Genomic DNA, 18,651 nt, shown 5'->3' with positions numbered 1-18,651 from the left:
GAGTATTCTAATGGTGCTATTGAGGGGATAAACAATTACATTAAGGTTTTAAAGAGAGTGGCGTTTGGTTACAGGAATTTTGCGAATTTTAGAACTAGAATACTTATTTCAAGAAATTTATTTGCTAGTTAAAAATCGGGGATAGAAATTTCTATCCCCGATAAAGAATGTAGTTGATTTTTAATTACCAACACGATTTGACAAAGAGCCAATTTTAAATGCTTGCTCCGGCAACTCTCAAAGCAATAAAAATGAAACCAGTGAAAACAATGAGAAAGAAGCTAGTCAAGTAGAAGAAGTTAAAGAGGAAAAAGAAAGCGGATATTCGGTTACTGATGTTAGAGGAAAAACGATTAAATTTGAAAAAGCACCGGAAAGAATTGCAACGGTAGATAAGCCTTTTCCGTCTATAATATATGCAATTGATGGAAAGACAGATAAAATTGTAGGATGCAACCCATCTTCTATTAAAGCTTTTGAAGAAAGTGTTTTAAAAAATATGTATCCACAATTAGCTAATGCGAATACTAAATGGTGTTCAAAAGACTCAGTTGTTAACGTGGAAGAGTTATTGAAGCTAAAACCGGATGTAGTGTTTATTTATTCGAATGGTGAAAAAGAAATTAAAAAAATGGAAGCTGCAGGACTTAAGGTAGTAGCTTTAAAGAGGGCAGAATTTGACAGTATAAAAGAAAATATAAAAATAATATCTGAAGTACTTCAGAAGAAAGAACGTGGCGACTTATTAGTTGAATATATGGACAAAGAAATTAATGAAGTAACATCAAAGTTAGCTGAAATAAAAGATGAAGATAAACCAAAAGTTATAGAGTTTTATAGTGACATGAAAGTAGCTGTAAAAGCATACGACCATTGGATGAACCCAAGTGGAGCCAATAATCCGGCCCACGAGCTTAAGGGTAAATTAGCTGATGTGGACATGGAGCAGATGCTACTATGGAACCCTGATATCATTTATTTAGGAAATCATTCAGACTTAATGCCGGAAGACTTTATTGAAAATAAGCAGGAAGGAAGAGACTGGTCAACAATTAAAGCTGTAGCTAATAAACAAGTATACAAAATTCCTATAGGTGTTTATAGATGGGATCCTCCTGGGGTTGAAACTCCACTTACAGTTAAATGGGCTGCAAAAATACAGCATCCACAATTATTTTCAGATATGGACATGAAAGTAGAGTTAAAGAATTTCTTTGAATATGTATATAATTACAAATTATCAGATGATGAAGTTGCTACAATATTGAGGAAGTAGTTTTAAGAAAAAAGGAAGAAACATGGATAAAATAAAAGTATTAGAAAAAGGACAAGAATTAGAATATAGCTTTGATAATTTACTAAATTATCATGGTGTAGGTTATCCCGGGGGAGTAGCTCATGCATTTCAAGTCATGAGTAGAGCCTTTCCACTTTTAGATGATGGGAAATTATTAGAAAGAAGAGAGATATATCTTACTACAGCATTTCCGGGACCGGGAGGGCTAGATGCTTTTGAAATGGTAACAAGATGCGTAACAGATGGTAGGATTTCTGTTGACATTAACTTAAAAGAAGCTGAAGGAATCTTAGAAAGTCCTCATGGAAGATATTATTTTAAATTCAAATATAGAGATAAAACAGTTGTTATAACCATAAAACCAGGCTTTGTATTAAAAGAATTTGTTGAATTAGCAAGAAAAGAAGATAGAAGTGAAGAAGAAGAGGCTACTTTGGTTCAGATGAAAAAAGATATGGCAGCAAGACTATTAGCCGCCAAGCCCGAAGAAGTATATGACGCAAAAGTTCTATAAAAGAAAAAGGGGCTGTTGCAAAAGTCCCATCATAGAAAAAGACGAGGAAATATAAAAATCCTCGTCTTTTTTGATACAATGTATTTATGAAAACCGTTAAAATACATCATCATTAACTAACTATACACTAGTTAATGATACAATTCAACTAAGATTAAACTTTAATACAGAAATATATATCCAAGATGACATAAAACTAAGGCTTGTAAAAAATATAATAGAAAGGATGAATCTATCAGAATTAAAAAAAGTCTACTCATCACTTGGAAGAAAACCTACTGTCAACCCAGTAACTATGCTTTGGAGTGGTAGCATTTAAGTAGAGTTGGTAAACTCACCAAATCTATGGTATTATTAAAAACACAGAGGTGATCAAAATGCAATACGACAAAACTTTTAAAGAAGAGGCTGTTAAGCTATCCGATGAAATTGGTCTTAATGCCGCTGCTAATCAACTCGGTATTCCTTATTACACCCTTTCGGGCTGGCGTAATAAACGTAAAAAATATCAGGAAACCGCATATGTTGGAAGCGGTAACAAACGTTTTTCTAATGATGCCAAGAATCAAAAGATATGCGAGCTTGAAAAAGAGGTTTTAGAACTTCAACGGTCTAATGACATTCGTAAAGAGGCTCTCGGTTTTTTCGCCGTAAGCCGGAAGAAATAAAGGCTCATTACCGTTATCAGTTCATTTATGACAAGCACAATGAACTTTGGACTGTAAAGCTTATGTGCGAAACTCTTCATGTAAGCATTTCAGGTTATTACAAGTATAAAAACAATCTTAATAAACCCGGTAAAGATAATATTCTTTCGGCAGCAATTCAATTGATACTGAATGAATCTCCATACAACGATAATTATGGAACACCAAGAATGCAAATTGCTTTAAAACATAAAGGAATCAAAGCAGGCATTCGCAGAATAACACGTATTATGAGAGAGCATGGATGGCTTCATATTCCTCATCGAAAGTCGAAAGGATTAACACATGCAACAACTGAAATACAGGAACAGGAAAATCTAATAAAGCAGGATTTTTCATCAACTTTGCCATATAAAAAGCTTCTAACTGATTTATCTCAGATACAATGTCAAGATGGAAAGCTTTATATTTCACCTATTATGGATTGTTGTAATGGAGAGATACTATCCATTCTAATGAAAGATAACATGAAGAAAGCATTGTGCATTGATACTTTTAAAGCTGTAACTCAAAAATACAATCTGAACGGTGCTATTGTGCATTCTGACAGAGGAAGTCAGTACATTAGCGAAGCCTTTAAACAGGTTCTTGCTAATGCAGGAGTTAGTCAAAGTTTAAGCGGAGTCAATCATTGCTTTGATAACTCTAGGATGGAGAGCTTCTTCGCGACGCTCAAGAAGGAACTTCTTTACAGGATTCCAACCTATCGCATGAAAAGAGAAGAAGTAAAAACAATGATCTTCAGGTATGTATTTATATATTACAATCAAAAACGGATATATACATCAAACCCGGATGGACTTCCGCCGGTTATGTATAAGCAGTTGCTGGAGGTTCAACTTCTGGCAGCATAGGAACCATAAACAATTTAGTGAGTTTGAAGACTCTACTTATCTTGACAGTTCCATAGATCAAAGCGACCTCAAAGACTTAAAAAAAGAACTAAACAAACTTGGAGTAAACTTTTCAGTAATGAAAAACAAAGAAACACAAAACTATGAAATATTCTTCCAAGCCAAAGACATAAAAGTAATGGAATATGCCTTTAAGCAAGTCATAGCCAAAGAAAATAAAAAAGAAAAAGAAAATATCCTAAAACAAATAAAGAAATACAAAGACATATCCAAGAACAAGGATAAGACAAAAGAAAAAGTCAAAAGGAAAGTAAAAGAAAAAGTAAAACCAAACAAAAAAGATATGACCAGATAAATCTAAGGGAGTAACGAAAAGTTACACCCTTAGATACCCAAAATAACAAGACTTCCGAAAAGCAGAAGTCCAGAATTCCGAAAATCGGAAATCAAGAATTTCGATTATCGAAATTCTTGAATACATCAATGTAGATAGGATATAAAATTGAATAAATGTAAAATTTATGATAAAATGACACTGATAATTGTTATCAACAGGAGATGAAAATGTTAAAAAAATTTTTTGAAAATGTAAAAAATCCTAAAAATAATTTCGGTGGTCGTTTCATGGTGAAAGGAATGAACGTTGGTCACGAAAAATTGGCGAAATGGGGCAGATCCTTTCTGCATATTAAAACCTCGGATGTAGTTTTAGATCTAGGATGTGGTGGTGGACGTAATGTTCAATACTTCTTAACAAAGGCTAAAAAAGTATATGGAATAGACTACTCTAAAACAAGTGTAGATATCGCAAGTTCAGTAAATAGCGAAGCTATAAGAGATGGCAGGTGTAAAATTATTGAAGCAGACGTGGCTAAGTTACCTTTTGAAGATGAATCCATAAATATAGTAACTGCCTTCGAAACCATTTATTTTTGGAAGAATATAGAAGTATCTTTTAGGGAAATTCATCGTGTTCTAATTAAGGACGGTCAGTTTCTAATATGCAACGAAGGAGCATATAGAGAACATAAAAATATAAAAAAATGGGCGGATATGCTAGATTTTGAAGTTTATTCTCCCGAATATCTCACAGAAACATTGAATAAGATAGGATTTAAATGCGAATACCATCTGGACGAGGAAGAGCATCTAGTATTTTTAGCTAGAAAATTATAAAAAAATTTGTGAATAATGAAAAATAAATATTAAGGAGGGGATGTTGCAAAAGTCCCTTTTTTAGTGCGAAAAATAGCAATCAGTTTAGAATCAACTTTCCAGATCTTTTAAAATCATTTAAATGAAATATTACAAAAACTTTGTGGAATTATTGTAGATTAGCGATATAATGAATTGAAGTAGAATGAAAGGAGCAAGCTAATGTGAATTATTTAAGAAAAATAAGTACGAACCTAGTGGGCTTGTTGATTTTTTCAATAATCCTCTTAAATGGATTGCCAAAGGTCTATGCTGAAGAAGAAAGTCCTGGGTCGGCTGAGATTAGGGTTGAAAGTGCCACACCAAGCGAAAGTTCAGGTGAATCTGGCCAGCAAAATTCATCAACCGAGCCAGCAAAAGAAAAGAGCCAAGAGTCTGATAAAAAATCAGAAACAGGTGAAGTATCAGACAACAACACTAATCCTTTAAAAGCAGGTAAAGAAAAATCTCAAACTGAGAAAAAAGATTCAACTAATGGTCAGGAAAATGGTGAAAAGCCAGAAAAAGATTCAGAGAAAGCTGATTTATCTGAGGAAATAAAACCAGTGCCTCTAGGCAATCCTAGCCAAACACCTAAAGCCTTTACTGTAAAAAAGAGAGGGGCAGAGGGCACTGAAGAAATCATAGTAGGTGAATTTGATAAATTCTATGATGCAGTGGGAAGCATGGATAACAATGGTAAGGATGGATTTTATACCATTTATGTCAATAGAGATGTAACTGTACCAGCTGATGAAATGGGAGGTTATTATAGGTCTAATAATAAATTTAGAATAACTTCCGGGCAAAATGTGTCTTCTGTTTTAAAAAGAGAAGGTGAGTGGGGAATCCTTGCTATACAAGAAAATAGTGAACTTACTATTGATAATATCACCCTTGATGGTAGTGGCACATGCCAATGCCTTTTCATTTCAAATAATGGCAAGGTAACTATTGGCAATGGTGCGACTATACAAAATTTCGTTGATACAGATAAGGAAAGCGGTCCTGCGATTCACGTTACAGGCGGAACTCTTAATATTTTACCTGGAGCTACTATTCAGAATAATAACTCTAATACGCAAGGTGGAGTAATTCAAGCCTATAATGGTACTACTGTCAATATTAGTGGGGGTACTTTTTCAAATAATGAATCTAATACAAGCGATGGAGGTTTCTTAGCAGCCTACGGTGAATTAAATATAACTGGAGGAAAGTTTGAAAACAACAAGGCTAAGAAATCTGGCGGTGCTATTTTAGTTGGTTCAAGGGCAACTGCAAGTATAGAAAATGCAACTTTTAATGATAACAAAGCTAGTACAGGAGGGGCGATTCATTCTTCGGGTAAATTAGAAATTAAAGATTTAAAATTTAATAATAATAAAGCTGAAAAGGGAGGAGCTGTTTATTCAGAACAGAAATTAATTGTAACTAATGGTATTTTTGAAAATAACGTAGCATCTTCACAGGGTGGCGCTATGTATTTAAAGGGTGAGTCTACTTTAAATGGCGTAAAAACTGATGATAATCAATTATTTGTAAAATTTTCAAATAATAGCTCAAAGTTTGGAGGCGCCATTTATGGCGAAGATTCATTAAAATTAAAAAATGTAATTTTCGATAAAAACAATGCAACCAAAAACGGTGGTGCATTATTTCTATATAAGGGTGCTAATATTGAAAATAGCAAATTTGTAGAAAATAAAGCAGGTTCACAAGGTGGTGCAATTGATAACCGTAATGAAAAATTAACTATTAGTCATTCATATTTTAATCAAAATATCTGCATGATTTTTGGTGGAGCTATAATAGTAAAAAATTCACATCTTATTATAAAAAATACAAATTTTACAAATAATATTAGTAATAAACATGGCGGCGCACTTTGCATGGATGGTCTCAAAGAATATTCTATTGAGAACACTATTTTTGAAAAGAATGCAGCAGCAGAATATGGCGGAGCAATTATATCTTTTAATGGCGGTAGTTTAAAATTCAATGGAGCAAAAATAAATAATAATTTCGCTCCTCGTGGAGCTGGTGTGGTTGTTAATGATGGAAGCGCAGACATTAAAGCCAGTGAATTTAATGGCAATGACACAGGAGAAGGCGAGGACCAAGAACAGCGCCTAGGTGGTGGACTTTATATTGGTGAAGATGCTAATGTAAATATTAGTCAAAATACTAAGTTTATCGACAATAAGGCTGGTATGGGTGGAGCTATTTTCACAGAAGATTGGTATTATAATGATCCGGCCGATACTAATAAGTATAAAAATCTTACAATAGAAGACACAACTTTATTTAAGGGTAATATTGCTAGGGCTGGTTTATTTTATCCGCCAAACAATTTTAAAGAGTTTAATAACTTAAACTTCAGTTCTGACTCTGATGTGAAGCAAAATGTAGGAAATAGACCTAGTTTATTGAATAATAACGATATAAATTATAAGAGCAACACTAGTAGGGTTACTTTTATAAATGATGACAAGGTTTATAAGGTAGTTTTTGTTCAAAATGGAAAATCTATTAATTCTGATGATTTAATAGATGAGTCAATGCCAGCTAATCCTACAAAAGCAGGATACACTTTTGAAAATTGGAATGAGAAGAAGGATGGCAAAGGGGAAAACTTTAATGATGCTACTATAGTAAATGGAGATAGGCTTGTATATGCTATCTATAAAAAGAATCCTCCTAAACCATCTGATGATAGACCAGGTCCGGTACCTGACTATAGACCAGATGAAAAAACTGAAATACCAGATGACATTAAAGAAGTAGATCCTGGTTTAAAACAAGATGATTCACCTATTGAAAAGGAAAAAGAAAAGCCTAACGAAAAAGAGGCCGAAAATACTCCTCCAGTTCTTGAAGTAAAGGATGGGGCAATCATAGTTGGGGAAAAATTTGACCCAAGAACCTTGATTACCAGGGCCTATGACAAGGAAGACGGATCAAACCTAGTCGATTCGGTTATAATTGACCAAGGAAAATTTGATAATAGGGTAGCCGGCAGGTACGAAATACAATATAGCTTGATTGATAAATCAGGAAGCAAGGTTACTAAGCTTGCTTATGTAGATGTATTGGCCAAGGCTAATAAAGAGAATTTAAGAAATTCTAGAGAAAATCCAAAAACAGGAGTTGAACCTGGTTTTGCCTTATATTCAACCATTATTCTTCTTTCATCAAGCGCTTACACAGCTATAAGGAAAAAATATTAATTAAGATTACCAACCAAATCCGAAATGGAGGAGGTTGGTTTTTTTATTTATTATTAATAGCTATTTTTATATAATATTTGTAAATATCTAATAATTCTCTTTTCTTGACAATATTAATTTTAAAGATAAAATAACATCATCTAGTTATGGAAACTAGATTAATGATTTTAAAAGTATTTTAATTAAAAAAAGATTTATTGGCGAGGGCTAATTATAAAGATAGTAAAGGAATTGATATGGAAAAGATAGGAATTTTAACGGATTCGGCATCTAATTTAGAAGAAAATATAAGTGAAGGGATTTTTGTTGTGCCCTTGTATGTGAATTTTGAAAATGAGTCTAAAAAAGACTTGGTGGAGATAAGTCCTGATGAGCTTTTTTCAAGGATTTCTGAGATGCCATTTACTTCGGCACCTTCTGTTGATGATTTTTTGGTAAAAATCAATTTGATAAAAGATAAGGGATATACAAAAATCCTTGCCATTGGTATTTCTCAGGCCTTATCGGGGACTTTCAATGCCATGAGGCTTGCTCTTGACCAGCAAAATTTGGACTATATACTTATTGATAGTAAAAATATTACCATGACCGAAGGGCTTTTGGTGATGTATGCAAAAAGTCTGATTTCACAAGGGATTGGCTTTGAAGACCTTGGGACAATTCTTGAAGATAAGATTAAGGATTTAAGAATTTTTGCAAGTGTATCTGACCTAAGCCACCTAATAAGAGGTGGGAGGTTGAGTGCGGTTAGTGGCCTTATAGGAGGTACTTTGAGGATTAATCCTATCCTTACCATTGATGAAAAAGGGGCAATAGCAAATCATAAGTCAGTTGTGGGCACGAAAAGAGCGATTTCTTTCATTGCTAAGGAGACTCGAAAGGCTCTGGAAAATGCTAATAGGTATTATTTGGCTTTGGCCTATGGGGAAAATGCAGAAGATACTGAACCGATTAAGGAAAAGTTATCTGACCTTATAGATGGGGCTGAATTGTATATAGAATCCCCAGTTACAGCCGTTCTTGGTTGTCATTCTGGCCCATCAACCTATCTTGTAAGTTTTCTAAAAATTTAAGAGAAAAATAAAAAAACTGATCCTTGTTTGTGATGTGTACCCATAAAACTAGGATCAGTTTTTTTGTTAAATAATTCAATAAAATTTATTCAAATATTACCCAATTTAGGGCTTTTGGCAAGACTTGGAATTTTATTTCTTCTGTCTCAAAGATTTCTCCATCGGCGTTGGCAATGAATTTGTTTTTAGACCTGATAGTTCCGGATTTTACAAGGATTTCGTTGATATACTTGCTTTCCTTATGGCGACCTTCCTTGTATTTTTTTATAAGTGGGACAAAGCGTATAAAGGGAATCTTATCTGCCAAAAGTAGGTTTAGGACTCCGTCATCTACTTTAGCCTCGGGAGCAGGGTTAAAACCAGACCCATAAAATCCACCGTTGCATAGGGCAGAGATTAAATAATCCCCCTTGATTTCAAAATTTGATCCGTCGACTAATTCTAATTTTAATTCCAAATTTTCACAATTAATCTTATTTAAGGACTTTAGGACGGCGAGGCCATAGGCTTTTTTGCCGAGTTTAGGATTTTTATCAAGGTAACCGTAGGCTCTTTTTAAAACCTGGGTGTCAAAGCCAAGGCTTGTCACGTTTATAGAATAAAAGTCGTTGACCTTGATTAGGTCGATTTTTTTTGTCTTAAAATTCAAAAGGGAATTTAGGGTGAAGGACCCATAGTCAAAATTTTTGGCAAAATCATTGCCTGTACCTGTTGGTATAAGGCCAAGGGTCATATCTTTGCCATAGGCTACGTTTACAAGTTCGTTTAAGGACCCATCACCACCACAAATTATAACGATTTTTTCGTCATATTTAAGGGTGTCAAAGGCGTCGATCAGGTACTTGGTGTGGTTTTTATACCTAGTGTTGACGACTTCTATCTCAGAAAGCCTCCCGGCCTTTCTAAAAGTTTCTTCTATATCTTCTTTTTTTATGTCAAATTCTGTCTTACCAGCTTTTGAGTTAATAATAAATAAAATCTTTCTCATAATAATCCTATTTATCCTTTATTTGTCCTACAATTATATTTGTAAAAATCAAAATGTTTTGTACTTGCCTTTAGAATAAGCCATGTCGCCAGTTGTTGATTCCTCAAGTTTGTCATTAATAATAGCAAATTCTGTCCTGGTTATGGCGGCTATTTTTTCATCGTCTCCGTAGACTTCACAGTCGACAGTGATTATCCTTGAACCCCTTTTGATGACCTTGGCCTTGGCGTAGATGTAGTCCGTTGCCATAAGGGGTCTTAGGAAGTGGCTTGTCATGGATAGGGTTGGGGCTGTATATTTTTTGGCTGAAGCAATATAACCAGAAGCATTATCAGCAAGGGTCATTAAGACTCCACCGTGGACGGCATTTAATTCATTTAGGAAATTTTTTTCCATCTTGCACCTTAAAATAAGGTTGTCTTCGTCTATTTCTCTTAATTCTATATCAAATTGATCACTAAAACTCATATTAACTCCTTTAATCTATATAATTATATGATTTTTGGAAAATCTTTCATTCTTTTATAAAGAAAAGATGAATAATTTCCTTAAATAGTATAAAATGTATAGGTAAGGAGCGTTTATGAAGAAAAAATTTTTTAGAATATTCTTAAGCCTAACCATGGCCTTGGGCCTTGTGGCTTGTTCAAATAATAAAGATATGGAAGAAATTTCAATCAAGTCTGTTACAGATTTAATAACTAGGATTGATAATTACCAAAAACACAAGGAAGAAGAACAAAGACTGGCCGAAGAAAAGGAAAAAGCAAAAAACCAAGAAGTAAGCAAAAAAGAAGTCAGCAAGGAAGATTTAGAGGAAAGGGCAAGAAAGGAAGTTGCCGAGGAAATTAAGAAAAAACCTGAAATAAAAAAGGTAAAATTAAAAGCCTTTGGTGACATCATGGCCCATATGGCGCAAATTCAGTATGCCTACAACAAGGGCGGCGGAGAATATGATTTCTCTGATCAATTTACCTATCTAAAAGATTTTGTAAAAGATTCAGACATTTCCATTGGAAACTACGAGACAACCACTAACCCAGACTTACCAGTAGCCGGTTTTCCAAGATTTAATGTGCCAGCGGCCTACTTAAAAAACCTAAAAGAAACTGGTTTTGATATAGTTTCGACAGCCAACAACCACTCTATGGATACAGAGCTTGATGGAGTTTTTTCTACTATGGAAGCAGCCAAAGAAGCAGGTCTTGATTATGTTGGGTCTTTCAAAGACAAGTCAGATAGGATTTTATTTAAAGAAGTAAATGGAATTAAACTCGCATTTTTGGCATATACTTACGGCTGTAATGGTAGGGAAAATTTAATTGTCCCAAGGGAAGAAGTTGAAAATCTCGGTTATTTATCAGATGAAGACCAAATTAAAAAGGATATTAGCAGGGCCAAGGCCCAGGGAGCGGACTTTGTGATTGTCTATCCACACTGGGGAATCGAGTATCAATCCATGCCAAATGAGGCCCAAATTACCTTAGGAAGAAAAATGATAGACTGGGGAGCAGACCTTGTAATAGGAAACCACCCACACGTGGTCGAACCTGTTGAAATTTATCAATCAGAAGATGGGAGAAAAGGGCTAATTGCCTATGCTCTCGGCAATTTTATTTCCAACCAAAATTATGAAAACAACAAGGATATCAGGACAGAACACTCACTATCCCTTGAAATTGACCTAGAAAAAGACCTAACAAGCGGCAATAAAAAAATTGCTAATGTAAAGCTCCATCCAATTTGGGTTGGGACTTATTACAATGACTATGGAATTTTAATCAAAAACCACCTAACAGAGGACTTCTTGGAAGGCGGAAAGTACTATGATTTGGTAAATGAAAGTCAAAGGGCAAGGATAAAACAGGCCCACGATATGACACTAGAAATTGCAAACACAGGAGTTGAATGATGGTAAATTTTGAATTAAATATTCTAAATGCCATCCAAAATATGAGATCAACGCCCCTGGATAAGTTTATGGTGACAATCTCATCTGCTGGCAATTTGTCACTAATTTGGATAGCCTTTATATTTATATTTTTAGCAGCCAAAGAATTAAAAAAACAGGGGAAAATCATGGTTCTAGCCTTTGTCCTAAATATTTTGCTAGTAAATATCTTAGTTAAAAACCTAGTAGCAAGACCAAGGCCCTATGATGTGGTAAATTTCACCAATCTTTTGGTCCACAAATTATCAGACAATTCTTTTCCATCAGGTCACACTTCCTATGCTTTCACTTTTGCGACAATTGTGACCTTGCTAAATAAAAACAAGGCCCTAAAAATATTTACAAATGTCCTGGCAGCCTTGATTGCCTTTTCAAGATTATATCTCTATGTCCACTTCCCAACAGACGTCCTAGCAGGGGCTGTTTTTGGAATAATTATAGGGATATTGTCAATAAAAATATACAATTCTAAAAAATATAGGGAAATAAAAACAAAATATAATTTACACTGGGCATAAATTGTTGTATAATATATAGGTAAGCAATTTACGCCGGTGTGTCGGAACTGGCAGACGAGATAGACTCAAAATCTGTTGTCCTCCGGGGCGTATGGGTTCGAGTCCCATCACCGGCACCAAAGAGAAAAGCGTTGGTATATCCAGCGCTTTTTTGTTGAAAAATTATTAATAATTTGTGTGGTTACTTATTAACTTTATATTATTCATATTTATATTATTATCTTTAAAGCCAGCTTTGATACCCCTCTTAAAGCCTGCTTTATGACCCCCTTAAAGCCTGCTTTAATATGTATAAAAGTCTGCTTTCATATGATTTGAAATTACTAGAATTTTTGCAAAGAAAAAAGCAAGGCTGGCATCCTTGCTTTTTGTGATTCGTATGAATCTGATTTCCTTTTTTCTTGTCTCTAAACACACCTATACTGATAACAGTTAGGAGGTGAGTTTATGGATAGACTATATTCCTTTTTATTGTCTGTTGTGGTTGGCGTGACTACTCACTACGTCATCAAGTGGTTAGACAGACATTTAAATAGTGATAATTAACCCAAATAAAAAAGCAAGGCTCGTCTCCTTGCTTTTTTACGTGAATCTTATGGATTCTATATTCCTTTTACTCAAGTTTATTATACTACTAGTTTTATTCAATATTTTTCTGTTTCCTCTAAGTTTTGAAAGAAAAAACTAATCAAGTATTATTTTCTCAAGGAGTTATTTATGAAAAATTCTAATAAATGTCCAAAATATGGGTCAAGTGATATTATCAAAATACCTGGCCATGCTGGAGCCTATGGAACTGGCAATAATATTATGGTTGGTATGACTACAATATCTGCTGTCCCTGTTGATAGGTATCTTTGTGCTAGTTGTGGATATTCTGAAGGATGGATAGATACTGATAATATTCAAAAAATCGAGAAAAAGTTTAAAGATTAATAATTTTTTTAAGGGAACATTCGTAGATGTTTCCTTTTTTTCTTTAAAAATTTTCCAATATAAGTTATACTATAAGGTAGGACAGAGTTTTAAAACTATTTTGTATAGTTAAGGAGATATAATGAAGAAAACTGTTATGTTGATTGATGGGTCGAGTTTGATCTTTAGGGCTTTTTTCGCCCTGCCAAACCTATCCAACAATGACGGAGTTATGACTAATGGCGTTTATGGTTTTTTGACCATGTATAGGAACGCCTTTGATAAATACAAACCAGATTATGTCCTTGTTGCCTTTGATAGGTCGTCTAAGACCTTTAGGAATGACGAGTACAAGGATTATAAGGCCAATAGGGATAAGACTCCAAATGAGCTTTCCTATCAGTTTGGGATATTAAAAGACGTCCTTGATTCTATGGGGGTCAAGTACACTGACCTTGATGGTTTTGAGGCCGATGATATAGTCGGTACTTATGCGGAAATGGCCAAGGAAGCTGGAGATAGGGCTGTTCTTATCACAGGTGATAGGGATTATTTGCAGCTTGTGGATGATGATGTTTTGGTTTATCTGACTAAAAAAGGCGTGTCAGATACTGTGGAATACACTGTAGAGAAAATTGAGGAAGAATACGGAATCACTCCTAAGCAGCTTATTGATGTCAAGGGTCTTATGGGAGATAAGTCGGATAATATTCCTGGAGTTGATGGGATTGGTGAAAAGCGTGCCCTAGATTTCATTAGGAAGTACGGATCAATCGAAAATCTCTATGACAACTTGGATGATATTTCTGGTAAAAAAACCAAAGAAAACCTTGAAAATGGTGAAGCTGTCGCTTATATGTCCAAAAAAATTGGCACAATCGTAACCCACGCACCAGTGGAGTTTGAATACGACGACCTAGCCCTTGGTGAGCCAGATATTCCTGGCCTTAGGGAGAAATTCTCCAAACTTAATTTCAACAAATTTTTGGAAGAACTTGATGGCGGTTCGGCTGAAACACCAAGCAAGGAATTTACTTACAAGATAAGCGAGGAATTAAAAAAATTAATCGATTCTAGCAAAAAAAACAAGGAAATTTTCTTTAAGTCGGTTTACAATGGGGAAAATTATATCCATTCTGAAATCTATAGACTAGCTATAAAAAGTAAGGATACTGACGTTTATATAGTTGAACCTGAAAAAATTAAAGATTTAAAAGAAGTTTTTGAAGACGAATCAATTAATAAAGTTTCCTTTGATATTAAGGAAGAAATGGTCCTTTTAGATAAGCTTGGTATTGACCTAATTGGTCCTTACGATGACCTAATGCTCATGCACTATTTAATTGACCCATCCAGGTCTTCTTATGATTTGAAGCTTCTAAGCCAGTCTTATTTGGCCTACGAACTTGACATCGACGAGACTTTAATTGGCAAGGGGGCTAAGACTAAAAAATACGCTGATGTCAACCAAGATGACTTAAGTATACTCTTAGCATCCAAGGTTAATGCCATAGAAGATGCCAAGGATAAGGTTTTTAAAAACCTAGCTGAATATGAAATGGTAGATCTATATGAAAATATAGAGAAGAAACTTGCAAAAGTCCTCGCTTCTATGGAAATAATTGGCTTTGGCACTGATAGGAAAATCCTAGAAGAAATCAAGGCCCAACTTGATCAGCAAATCGAAGAACTTACCCAGGATATTTATGACTTGGCTGGTAGCGAATTTAATATAAATTCTACCAAGCAATTAGGAGAAGTTCTATTTAAGGACCTTGAGCTTCCTGTTATAAAGAAAACCAAGACTGGCTTTTCAACAGATGCCAGTGTCCTAGATAAGTTAAGGGACAAGCACCCTATTATAGAAAAAATTGAAAGATATAGGGAAACTTACAAACTTCGTTCTACCTATATAGAAGGCCTCGAAAACGCCATCGACGAAGATGGTAGGATTAGGTCAACCTTTAGGCAAAACATTGCCTCAACTGGTAGGTTATCAAGCCAAGAGCCAAATCTTCAAAATCTTCCAATCAAAACTGACGAAGGCAGGGCCATTAGAAAGGCCTTTAAGGCAGGCGAGGGCAAGGTTTTAATCGATGCCGATTATTCACAAATTGAATTAAGAATCTTGGCGAGTCTGTCAGATGATAAAAATATGCAAGATGCCTTTAACCATGGCATAGACATCCACACCCAGACTGCTTCTGAAGTTTTCCACACCCCACTTGGTGAGGTCACAAAACTTCAAAGATCAGAAGCTAAGGCGGTAAATTTCGGTATAATCTATGGTATAAGTGACTATGGCCTATCACAAAACCTAAATATTCCAAGGGCTAGGGCCAAGGATTATATAGATAAGTATAAAAAATCCTACCCACAAATCAAGGAATACATGGACAATGTGGTAAAACTTGCTAAAGACCAAGGCTATATAGAAACTTTATTTAAAAGACGTAGGTATGTACCAGAAATTTCTTCGAGAAATTTCAATGTCAGAAGTTTTGGTGAAAGGATTGCCCTAAATACACCAATCCAAGGTACAGCTGCTGATATTATAAAGATAGCCATGATAAAAACCTACGAAAAACTCAAGGCAGAAGGCCTTGATGCCAAAATCATCCTCCAGATCCACGACGAAATAATCATTGAATCTAGTGAGGAAGATAAGGAGAAGGCTCACGATATCCTTAGGGAATGTATGGAAAATGCAGCAGATCTCAAGGTAGATTTGCTAGTAGATATTGGTTTTGGAGAAAGTATGTATGAATCCAAATAAAATTGTAATCACAGGCACAATCGGGTCTGGCAAATCTGCTGTAAGCGAGATTGTAAAAGATTTAGGCTTTAAGGTCATAAGTGCCGATGAAGTTAATAAAAAACTTTTAGAAGAAGGTGGGGAAAATTACGAAGCTATCAAGGCCGACCCCTTCTTTAGAAAGGCCTTTGATGGTGGGAAGTTAGATAAAAAACACCTGGCAAAAATGATTTTTTCTGCCCCAGACCTTATGAAAAGGCTCAATTCTATAAGCCATCCAATAATTATAAGGGAAATAGAAAGGAAAATTGAAGAGACAGATGAAAAAAATATCTTTATTGAAATTCCACTTTTCTATCAAATGTCAGTGAGATTTCCTGCTGACTTGGTTTTGTTTGTAGAAACTGATAAAAATATCCAAGCCCAAAGGCTTGCCAAAAGAGATGATATTGGTGGGTTTTATGCTGAATCAAAAATCAGAAACCAAGAAGCACTAATGGGACCAAGGGATGGCAGGGAAATTGTAATAAAAAATAACACCAGCCTCGAAGACCTAAGGGAAAATGTAAAAAATATCCTAAGAAGGGAGAAAATTTATGAAAGTAATTAAATGGTTTGGAAAACTTATAGGTTTTATCCTCCTTGCCATCCTAATTTTATTTGTAGTTTGCTACGGGACTATAGCCTACCAAACATCAAGGACAAGGATAAGCTACCAAGATGAGATTTATAAGTCATCTGAAAAATATAACGTAGACCCACTCTTAACAGCAGCTATAATCAAGGTAGAATCAGACTTTGATAAGGATGCCCAAAGTCACCAAGGCGCCCAAGGTCTAATGCAACTTCTAGACGAAACTGCATCCCATGCAGCAGAGTTAACCGGCAAAGAATTTTACCCAGATAAGTTATCTGACGTTGAATATAATCTTGATTTAGGTGTCGCTTATTACGATTACCTTTATAGGTACTACAATAATAGGGACTTAGCCCTTGCAGCCTATAATGGTGGTGTAGGAAATGTTGACAAATGGATAAAGGAAGGAATTCTTGACCCTAACAATCCAGATGTTTTAAAGATTCCTTTTGAAGAAACTAGGCAATATGTAACCAAAATTAACGCAAATTATGATGTCTATAAGAAATTTTACAAAAATGGATTGCCTAGTGAGAAGAGAATGGCTGATTTAAAGCAATTAGCCTTTGACAACTTTATGGTATTTATAGAAGATATTTTTGCAAATCTTAAATAAACCATTGAGAAATTTCCCGATATAATTTATAATAGAAGTATCGGGAAGAAATTTTTTAAAGAAGGAGAAATTTATGGCAGCTAATACTGTGACATTTGCCCATGGTGTTAAGATGGAAGAATACAAAGAACTTTCAGAAAACAGCAGTCTTCATACTGCAGCTATTCCAAAGCTTGTAACCATTCCACTTACCCAACACATAGGTGCACCAAGCAAATGCAATGTAAAGAAAAATGACGAAGTTGCTGTAGGAGATCTTTTAGGATCTGCAGTAGGTAACTTCTCAGCAAATATCCACTCCTCAGTAGCAGGAGTTGTAAAAGATGTAATCGATATACAAAGTGCCTCAGGCAAAAACTGTAAGGCAGTAGTAATCGATACAGAAGGTTTCGACCAAGAAGTTCAATATACTGAGCTAGAAAACGTAAACTTAAGCTCAGAAGAAATTGTAGCCAAGGTTAAAGAGGCAGGAATCGTTGGTATGGGTGGTGCAGCTTTCCCAGCTCACATTAAATATTCACCAAATAAACCAATCGATACTGTTATAGTAAACGGGGCAGAATGTGAACCTTACATAACTTGCGATGATTACATAATGAAAAATTATCCTTTACATATAATAAAAGGACTCATCCAAGTAATGAAGGCTGTAAATGCAAAAGACGGCGTAATCGCCATAGAAAATAATAAGCCACAAGCCTACAAAACTATGACAGAAGCCCTAGCGGAATTTGCTAAGTCAAATAAATTTGACGGCACAATTAAAGTTGCAAGCCTTGAAACCAAATACCCACAAGGTGATGAAAAAAGACTTATAAATGCAACCCTCAAAAGAGAAGTCCCATCAGGCGGTCTTCCAATGGACGTAGGAGCAGTTGTATCTAACGTTTCAACTGTAAATGCTATTTATGAAGCACTTTTTATGGGAAAACCACTTTATGAAAGAATTCTTACAGTAACAGGTAGGACTGTTAAAAATCCACAAAATATGGTAGTAAGAATCGGCACAAGTTTTAACGACCTTATCGAAGAAGCCGGCGGTGCGGAAGAAATCGCAAAGGTTATAAACGGCGGACCTATGTGTGGTATAGCCCAACCTGACTTAAATAAACCAGTAGAAAAAGCTACAAACTGTATCCTAGTATTTGATAGCAAGGATGCCTTTATAGAAGATCCAACACCATGTATCAGATGTGGTAGGTGTGTAAGTGTATGTCCAGTATTCTTACTTCCAAACTACATCCACAAACATGCCCTAGATGGTAGGTTCGAAAAGGCAGATGAAGAAGGTGCACTCGACTGTATAGAGTGTGGATCTTGTTCATTTGTTTGCCCAGCCAGAAGACCACTAGTTGAGGCTATCAAGTTTGCTAAGAGACAAATAAGACAGGCAGGAAAATAGGGG

17 protein-coding genes, 1 tRNA gene and 1 pseudogene are annotated in these 18,651 nt (G+C 35.1%); 17 read left to right on the top strand and 2 right to left on the bottom strand.

Features of this window, described 5'->3' with window-relative positions; genetic code table 11:
• The 9 genes and pseudogenes from J2Z38_RS06805 to J2Z38_RS06765 form a co-directional block, all read left to right on the top strand.
• Positions 1-132 (top strand): transposase (locus tag J2Z38_RS06805; RefSeq protein WP_209773854.1); only part of this gene is annotated, 132 nt, incomplete at its 5' end.
• Positions 133-211: 79 nt separating this feature from the next.
• The gene (locus J2Z38_RS06800) at positions 212-1,276 is read left to right on the top strand and encodes an ABC transporter substrate-binding protein (protein ID WP_209774165.1); all 1,065 of its coding nucleotides are present in this window, start codon (positions 212-214) and stop codon (positions 1,274-1,276) included.
• Positions 1,277-1,298: 22 nt separating this feature from the next.
• Complete coding sequence (locus tag J2Z38_RS06795; RefSeq protein WP_209774149.1) at positions 1,299-1,811, top strand: hypothetical protein; 513 nt, start codon at positions 1,299-1,301, stop codon at positions 1,809-1,811.
• 377 nt (positions 1,812-2,188) lie between these two features.
• Positions 2,189-2,479: a transposase gene (locus tag J2Z38_RS06790; RefSeq protein WP_209774147.1), complete on the top strand. Its 291-nt coding sequence runs from the start codon at positions 2,189-2,191 to the stop codon at positions 2,477-2,479.
• Positions 2,476-3,372, top strand: coding sequence for an IS3 family transposase (locus J2Z38_RS06785; RefSeq protein ID WP_209774163.1), 897 nt, complete (start codon positions 2,476-2,478; stop codon positions 3,370-3,372). Before J2Z38_RS06790 ends, J2Z38_RS06785 begins: the two co-directional genes overlap by 4 nt.
• Positions 3,373-3,421: 49 nt before the next feature.
• Positions 3,422-3,727, top strand: a pseudogene (locus tag J2Z38_RS06780) (DUF3801 domain-containing protein); the annotation flags it as partial.
• A 209-nt stretch (positions 3,728-3,936) separates the two neighbouring features.
• Complete coding sequence (locus J2Z38_RS06775; RefSeq protein ID WP_209774139.1) at positions 3,937-4,548, top strand: class I SAM-dependent methyltransferase; 612 nt, start codon at positions 3,937-3,939, stop codon at positions 4,546-4,548.
• Between the two features lie 203 nt (positions 4,549-4,751).
• Positions 4,752-7,793, top strand: a complete 3,042-nt coding sequence (locus J2Z38_RS06770) for an InlB B-repeat-containing protein (protein ID WP_209774138.1) — start codon at positions 4,752-4,754, stop codon at positions 7,791-7,793.
• 236 nt (positions 7,794-8,029) lie between these two features.
• On the top strand, positions 8,030-8,866 hold the full coding sequence (locus J2Z38_RS06765; RefSeq protein ID WP_209774131.1) for a DegV family protein: 837 nt from the start codon (positions 8,030-8,032) through the stop codon (positions 8,864-8,866).
• 85 nt (positions 8,867-8,951) lie between these two features.
• On the opposite strand, the gene J2Z38_RS06760 is transcribed toward J2Z38_RS06765, so the two are convergent.
• The gene (locus J2Z38_RS06760) at positions 8,952-9,854 is read right to left on the bottom strand and encodes a diacylglycerol/lipid kinase family protein (RefSeq protein WP_209774130.1); all 903 of its coding nucleotides are present in this window, start codon (positions 9,852-9,854) and stop codon (positions 8,952-8,954) included.
• A 48-nt stretch (positions 9,855-9,902) separates the two neighbouring features.
• Positions 9,903-10,322 carry a PaaI family thioesterase gene (locus tag J2Z38_RS06755; protein ID WP_209774128.1) on the bottom strand — a complete coding sequence of 140 codons (420 nt, stop codon included), beginning with the start codon at positions 10,320-10,322 and terminating at the stop codon, positions 9,903-9,905.
• Positions 10,323-10,437: 115 nt separating this feature from the next.
• On the opposite strand from J2Z38_RS06755, the gene J2Z38_RS06750 reads away from it, so the two are divergent.
• The 8 genes from J2Z38_RS06750 (at position 10,438) to rsxC (ending at position 18,648) form a co-directional block, all read left to right on the top strand.
• Complete coding sequence (locus J2Z38_RS06750) at positions 10,438-11,766, top strand: CapA family protein (RefSeq protein ID WP_209774126.1); 1,329 nt, start codon at positions 10,438-10,440, stop codon at positions 11,764-11,766.
• Entirely contained in the window at positions 11,763-12,323 is a 561-nt protein-coding gene (locus J2Z38_RS06745; protein ID WP_209774125.1) for a phosphatase PAP2 family protein, read from the top strand. Before J2Z38_RS06750 ends, J2Z38_RS06745 begins: the two co-directional genes overlap by 4 nt.
• Before the next feature lie 32 nt (positions 12,324-12,355).
• Positions 12,356-12,442: transfer RNA gene (locus J2Z38_RS06740), tRNA-Leu, on the top strand.
• A 598-nt stretch (positions 12,443-13,040) separates the two neighbouring features.
• Complete coding sequence (locus J2Z38_RS06735; RefSeq protein WP_209774123.1) at positions 13,041-13,259, top strand: hypothetical protein; 219 nt, start codon at positions 13,041-13,043, stop codon at positions 13,257-13,259.
• 121 nt (positions 13,260-13,380) lie between these two features.
• Complete coding sequence (gene polA / locus J2Z38_RS06730) at positions 13,381-16,014, top strand: DNA polymerase I (RefSeq protein ID WP_209774121.1); 2,634 nt, start codon at positions 13,381-13,383, stop codon at positions 16,012-16,014.
• Positions 16,001-16,603, top strand: coding sequence for a dephospho-CoA kinase (gene coaE / locus J2Z38_RS06725; RefSeq protein WP_209774120.1), 603 nt, complete (start codon positions 16,001-16,003; stop codon positions 16,601-16,603). Before polA ends, coaE begins: the two co-directional genes overlap by 14 nt.
• Complete coding sequence (locus J2Z38_RS06720) at positions 16,590-17,246, top strand: lytic transglycosylase domain-containing protein (protein WP_209774118.1); 657 nt, start codon at positions 16,590-16,592, stop codon at positions 17,244-17,246. The genes coaE and J2Z38_RS06720 overlap by 14 nt, the downstream gene beginning before the upstream one ends.
• Positions 17,247-17,319: 73 nt before the next feature.
• Positions 17,320-18,648, top strand: coding sequence for an electron transport complex subunit RsxC (gene rsxC, locus J2Z38_RS06715; protein ID WP_209774113.1), 1,329 nt, complete (start codon positions 17,320-17,322; stop codon positions 18,646-18,648).
• Positions 18,649-18,651: the final 3 nt, after the last annotated feature.

Origin of the sequence: Anaerococcus degeneri, assembly GCF_017874475.1 — a bacterium.
GTDB lineage: Bacteria > Bacillota > Clostridia > Tissierellales > Peptoniphilaceae > Anaerococcus > Anaerococcus degeneri.
Note: the sequence above shows the minus strand (reverse complement) of the source record. Positions and strands in the feature narration are given on the sequence as shown.

What these genes read in the sequence shown, in the direction of transcription:
- polA (WP_209774121.1), top strand. Translation starts at nt 13,381, where the DNA reads ATGAAGAAAACTGTTATGTTGATTGATGGGTCGAGTTTGATCTTTAGG.
- coaE (WP_209774120.1), top strand. Translation starts at nt 16,001, where the DNA reads ATGAATCCAAATAAAATTGTAATCACAGGCACAATCGGGTCTGGCAAA.
- J2Z38_RS06760 (WP_209774130.1), bottom strand. Translation starts at nt 9,854, where the DNA reads ATGAGAAAGATTTTATTTATTATTAACTCAAAAGCTGGTAAGACAGAA.
- J2Z38_RS06775 (WP_209774139.1), top strand. Translation starts at nt 3,937, where the DNA reads ATGTTAAAAAAATTTTTTGAAAATGTAAAAAATCCTAAAAATAATTTC.
- J2Z38_RS06735 (WP_209774123.1), top strand. Translation starts at nt 13,041, where the DNA reads ATGAAAAATTCTAATAAATGTCCAAAATATGGGTCAAGTGATATTATC.
- J2Z38_RS06765 (WP_209774131.1), top strand. Translation starts at nt 8,030, where the DNA reads ATGGAAAAGATAGGAATTTTAACGGATTCGGCATCTAATTTAGAAGAA.
- J2Z38_RS06755 (WP_209774128.1), bottom strand. Translation starts at nt 10,322, where the DNA reads ATGAGTTTTAGTGATCAATTTGATATAGAATTAAGAGAAATAGACGAA.
- J2Z38_RS06750 (WP_209774126.1), top strand. Translation starts at nt 10,438, where the DNA reads ATGAAGAAAAAATTTTTTAGAATATTCTTAAGCCTAACCATGGCCTTG.
- rsxC (WP_209774113.1), top strand. Translation starts at nt 17,320, where the DNA reads ATGGCAGCTAATACTGTGACATTTGCCCATGGTGTTAAGATGGAAGAA.
- J2Z38_RS06790 (WP_209774147.1), top strand. Translation starts at nt 2,189, where the DNA reads ATGCAATACGACAAAACTTTTAAAGAAGAGGCTGTTAAGCTATCCGAT.
- J2Z38_RS06720 (WP_209774118.1), top strand. Translation starts at nt 16,590, where the DNA reads ATGAAAGTAATTAAATGGTTTGGAAAACTTATAGGTTTTATCCTCCTT.
- J2Z38_RS06745 (WP_209774125.1), top strand. Translation starts at nt 11,763, where the DNA reads ATGATGGTAAATTTTGAATTAAATATTCTAAATGCCATCCAAAATATG.
- J2Z38_RS06795 (WP_209774149.1), top strand. Translation starts at nt 1,299, where the DNA reads ATGGATAAAATAAAAGTATTAGAAAAAGGACAAGAATTAGAATATAGC.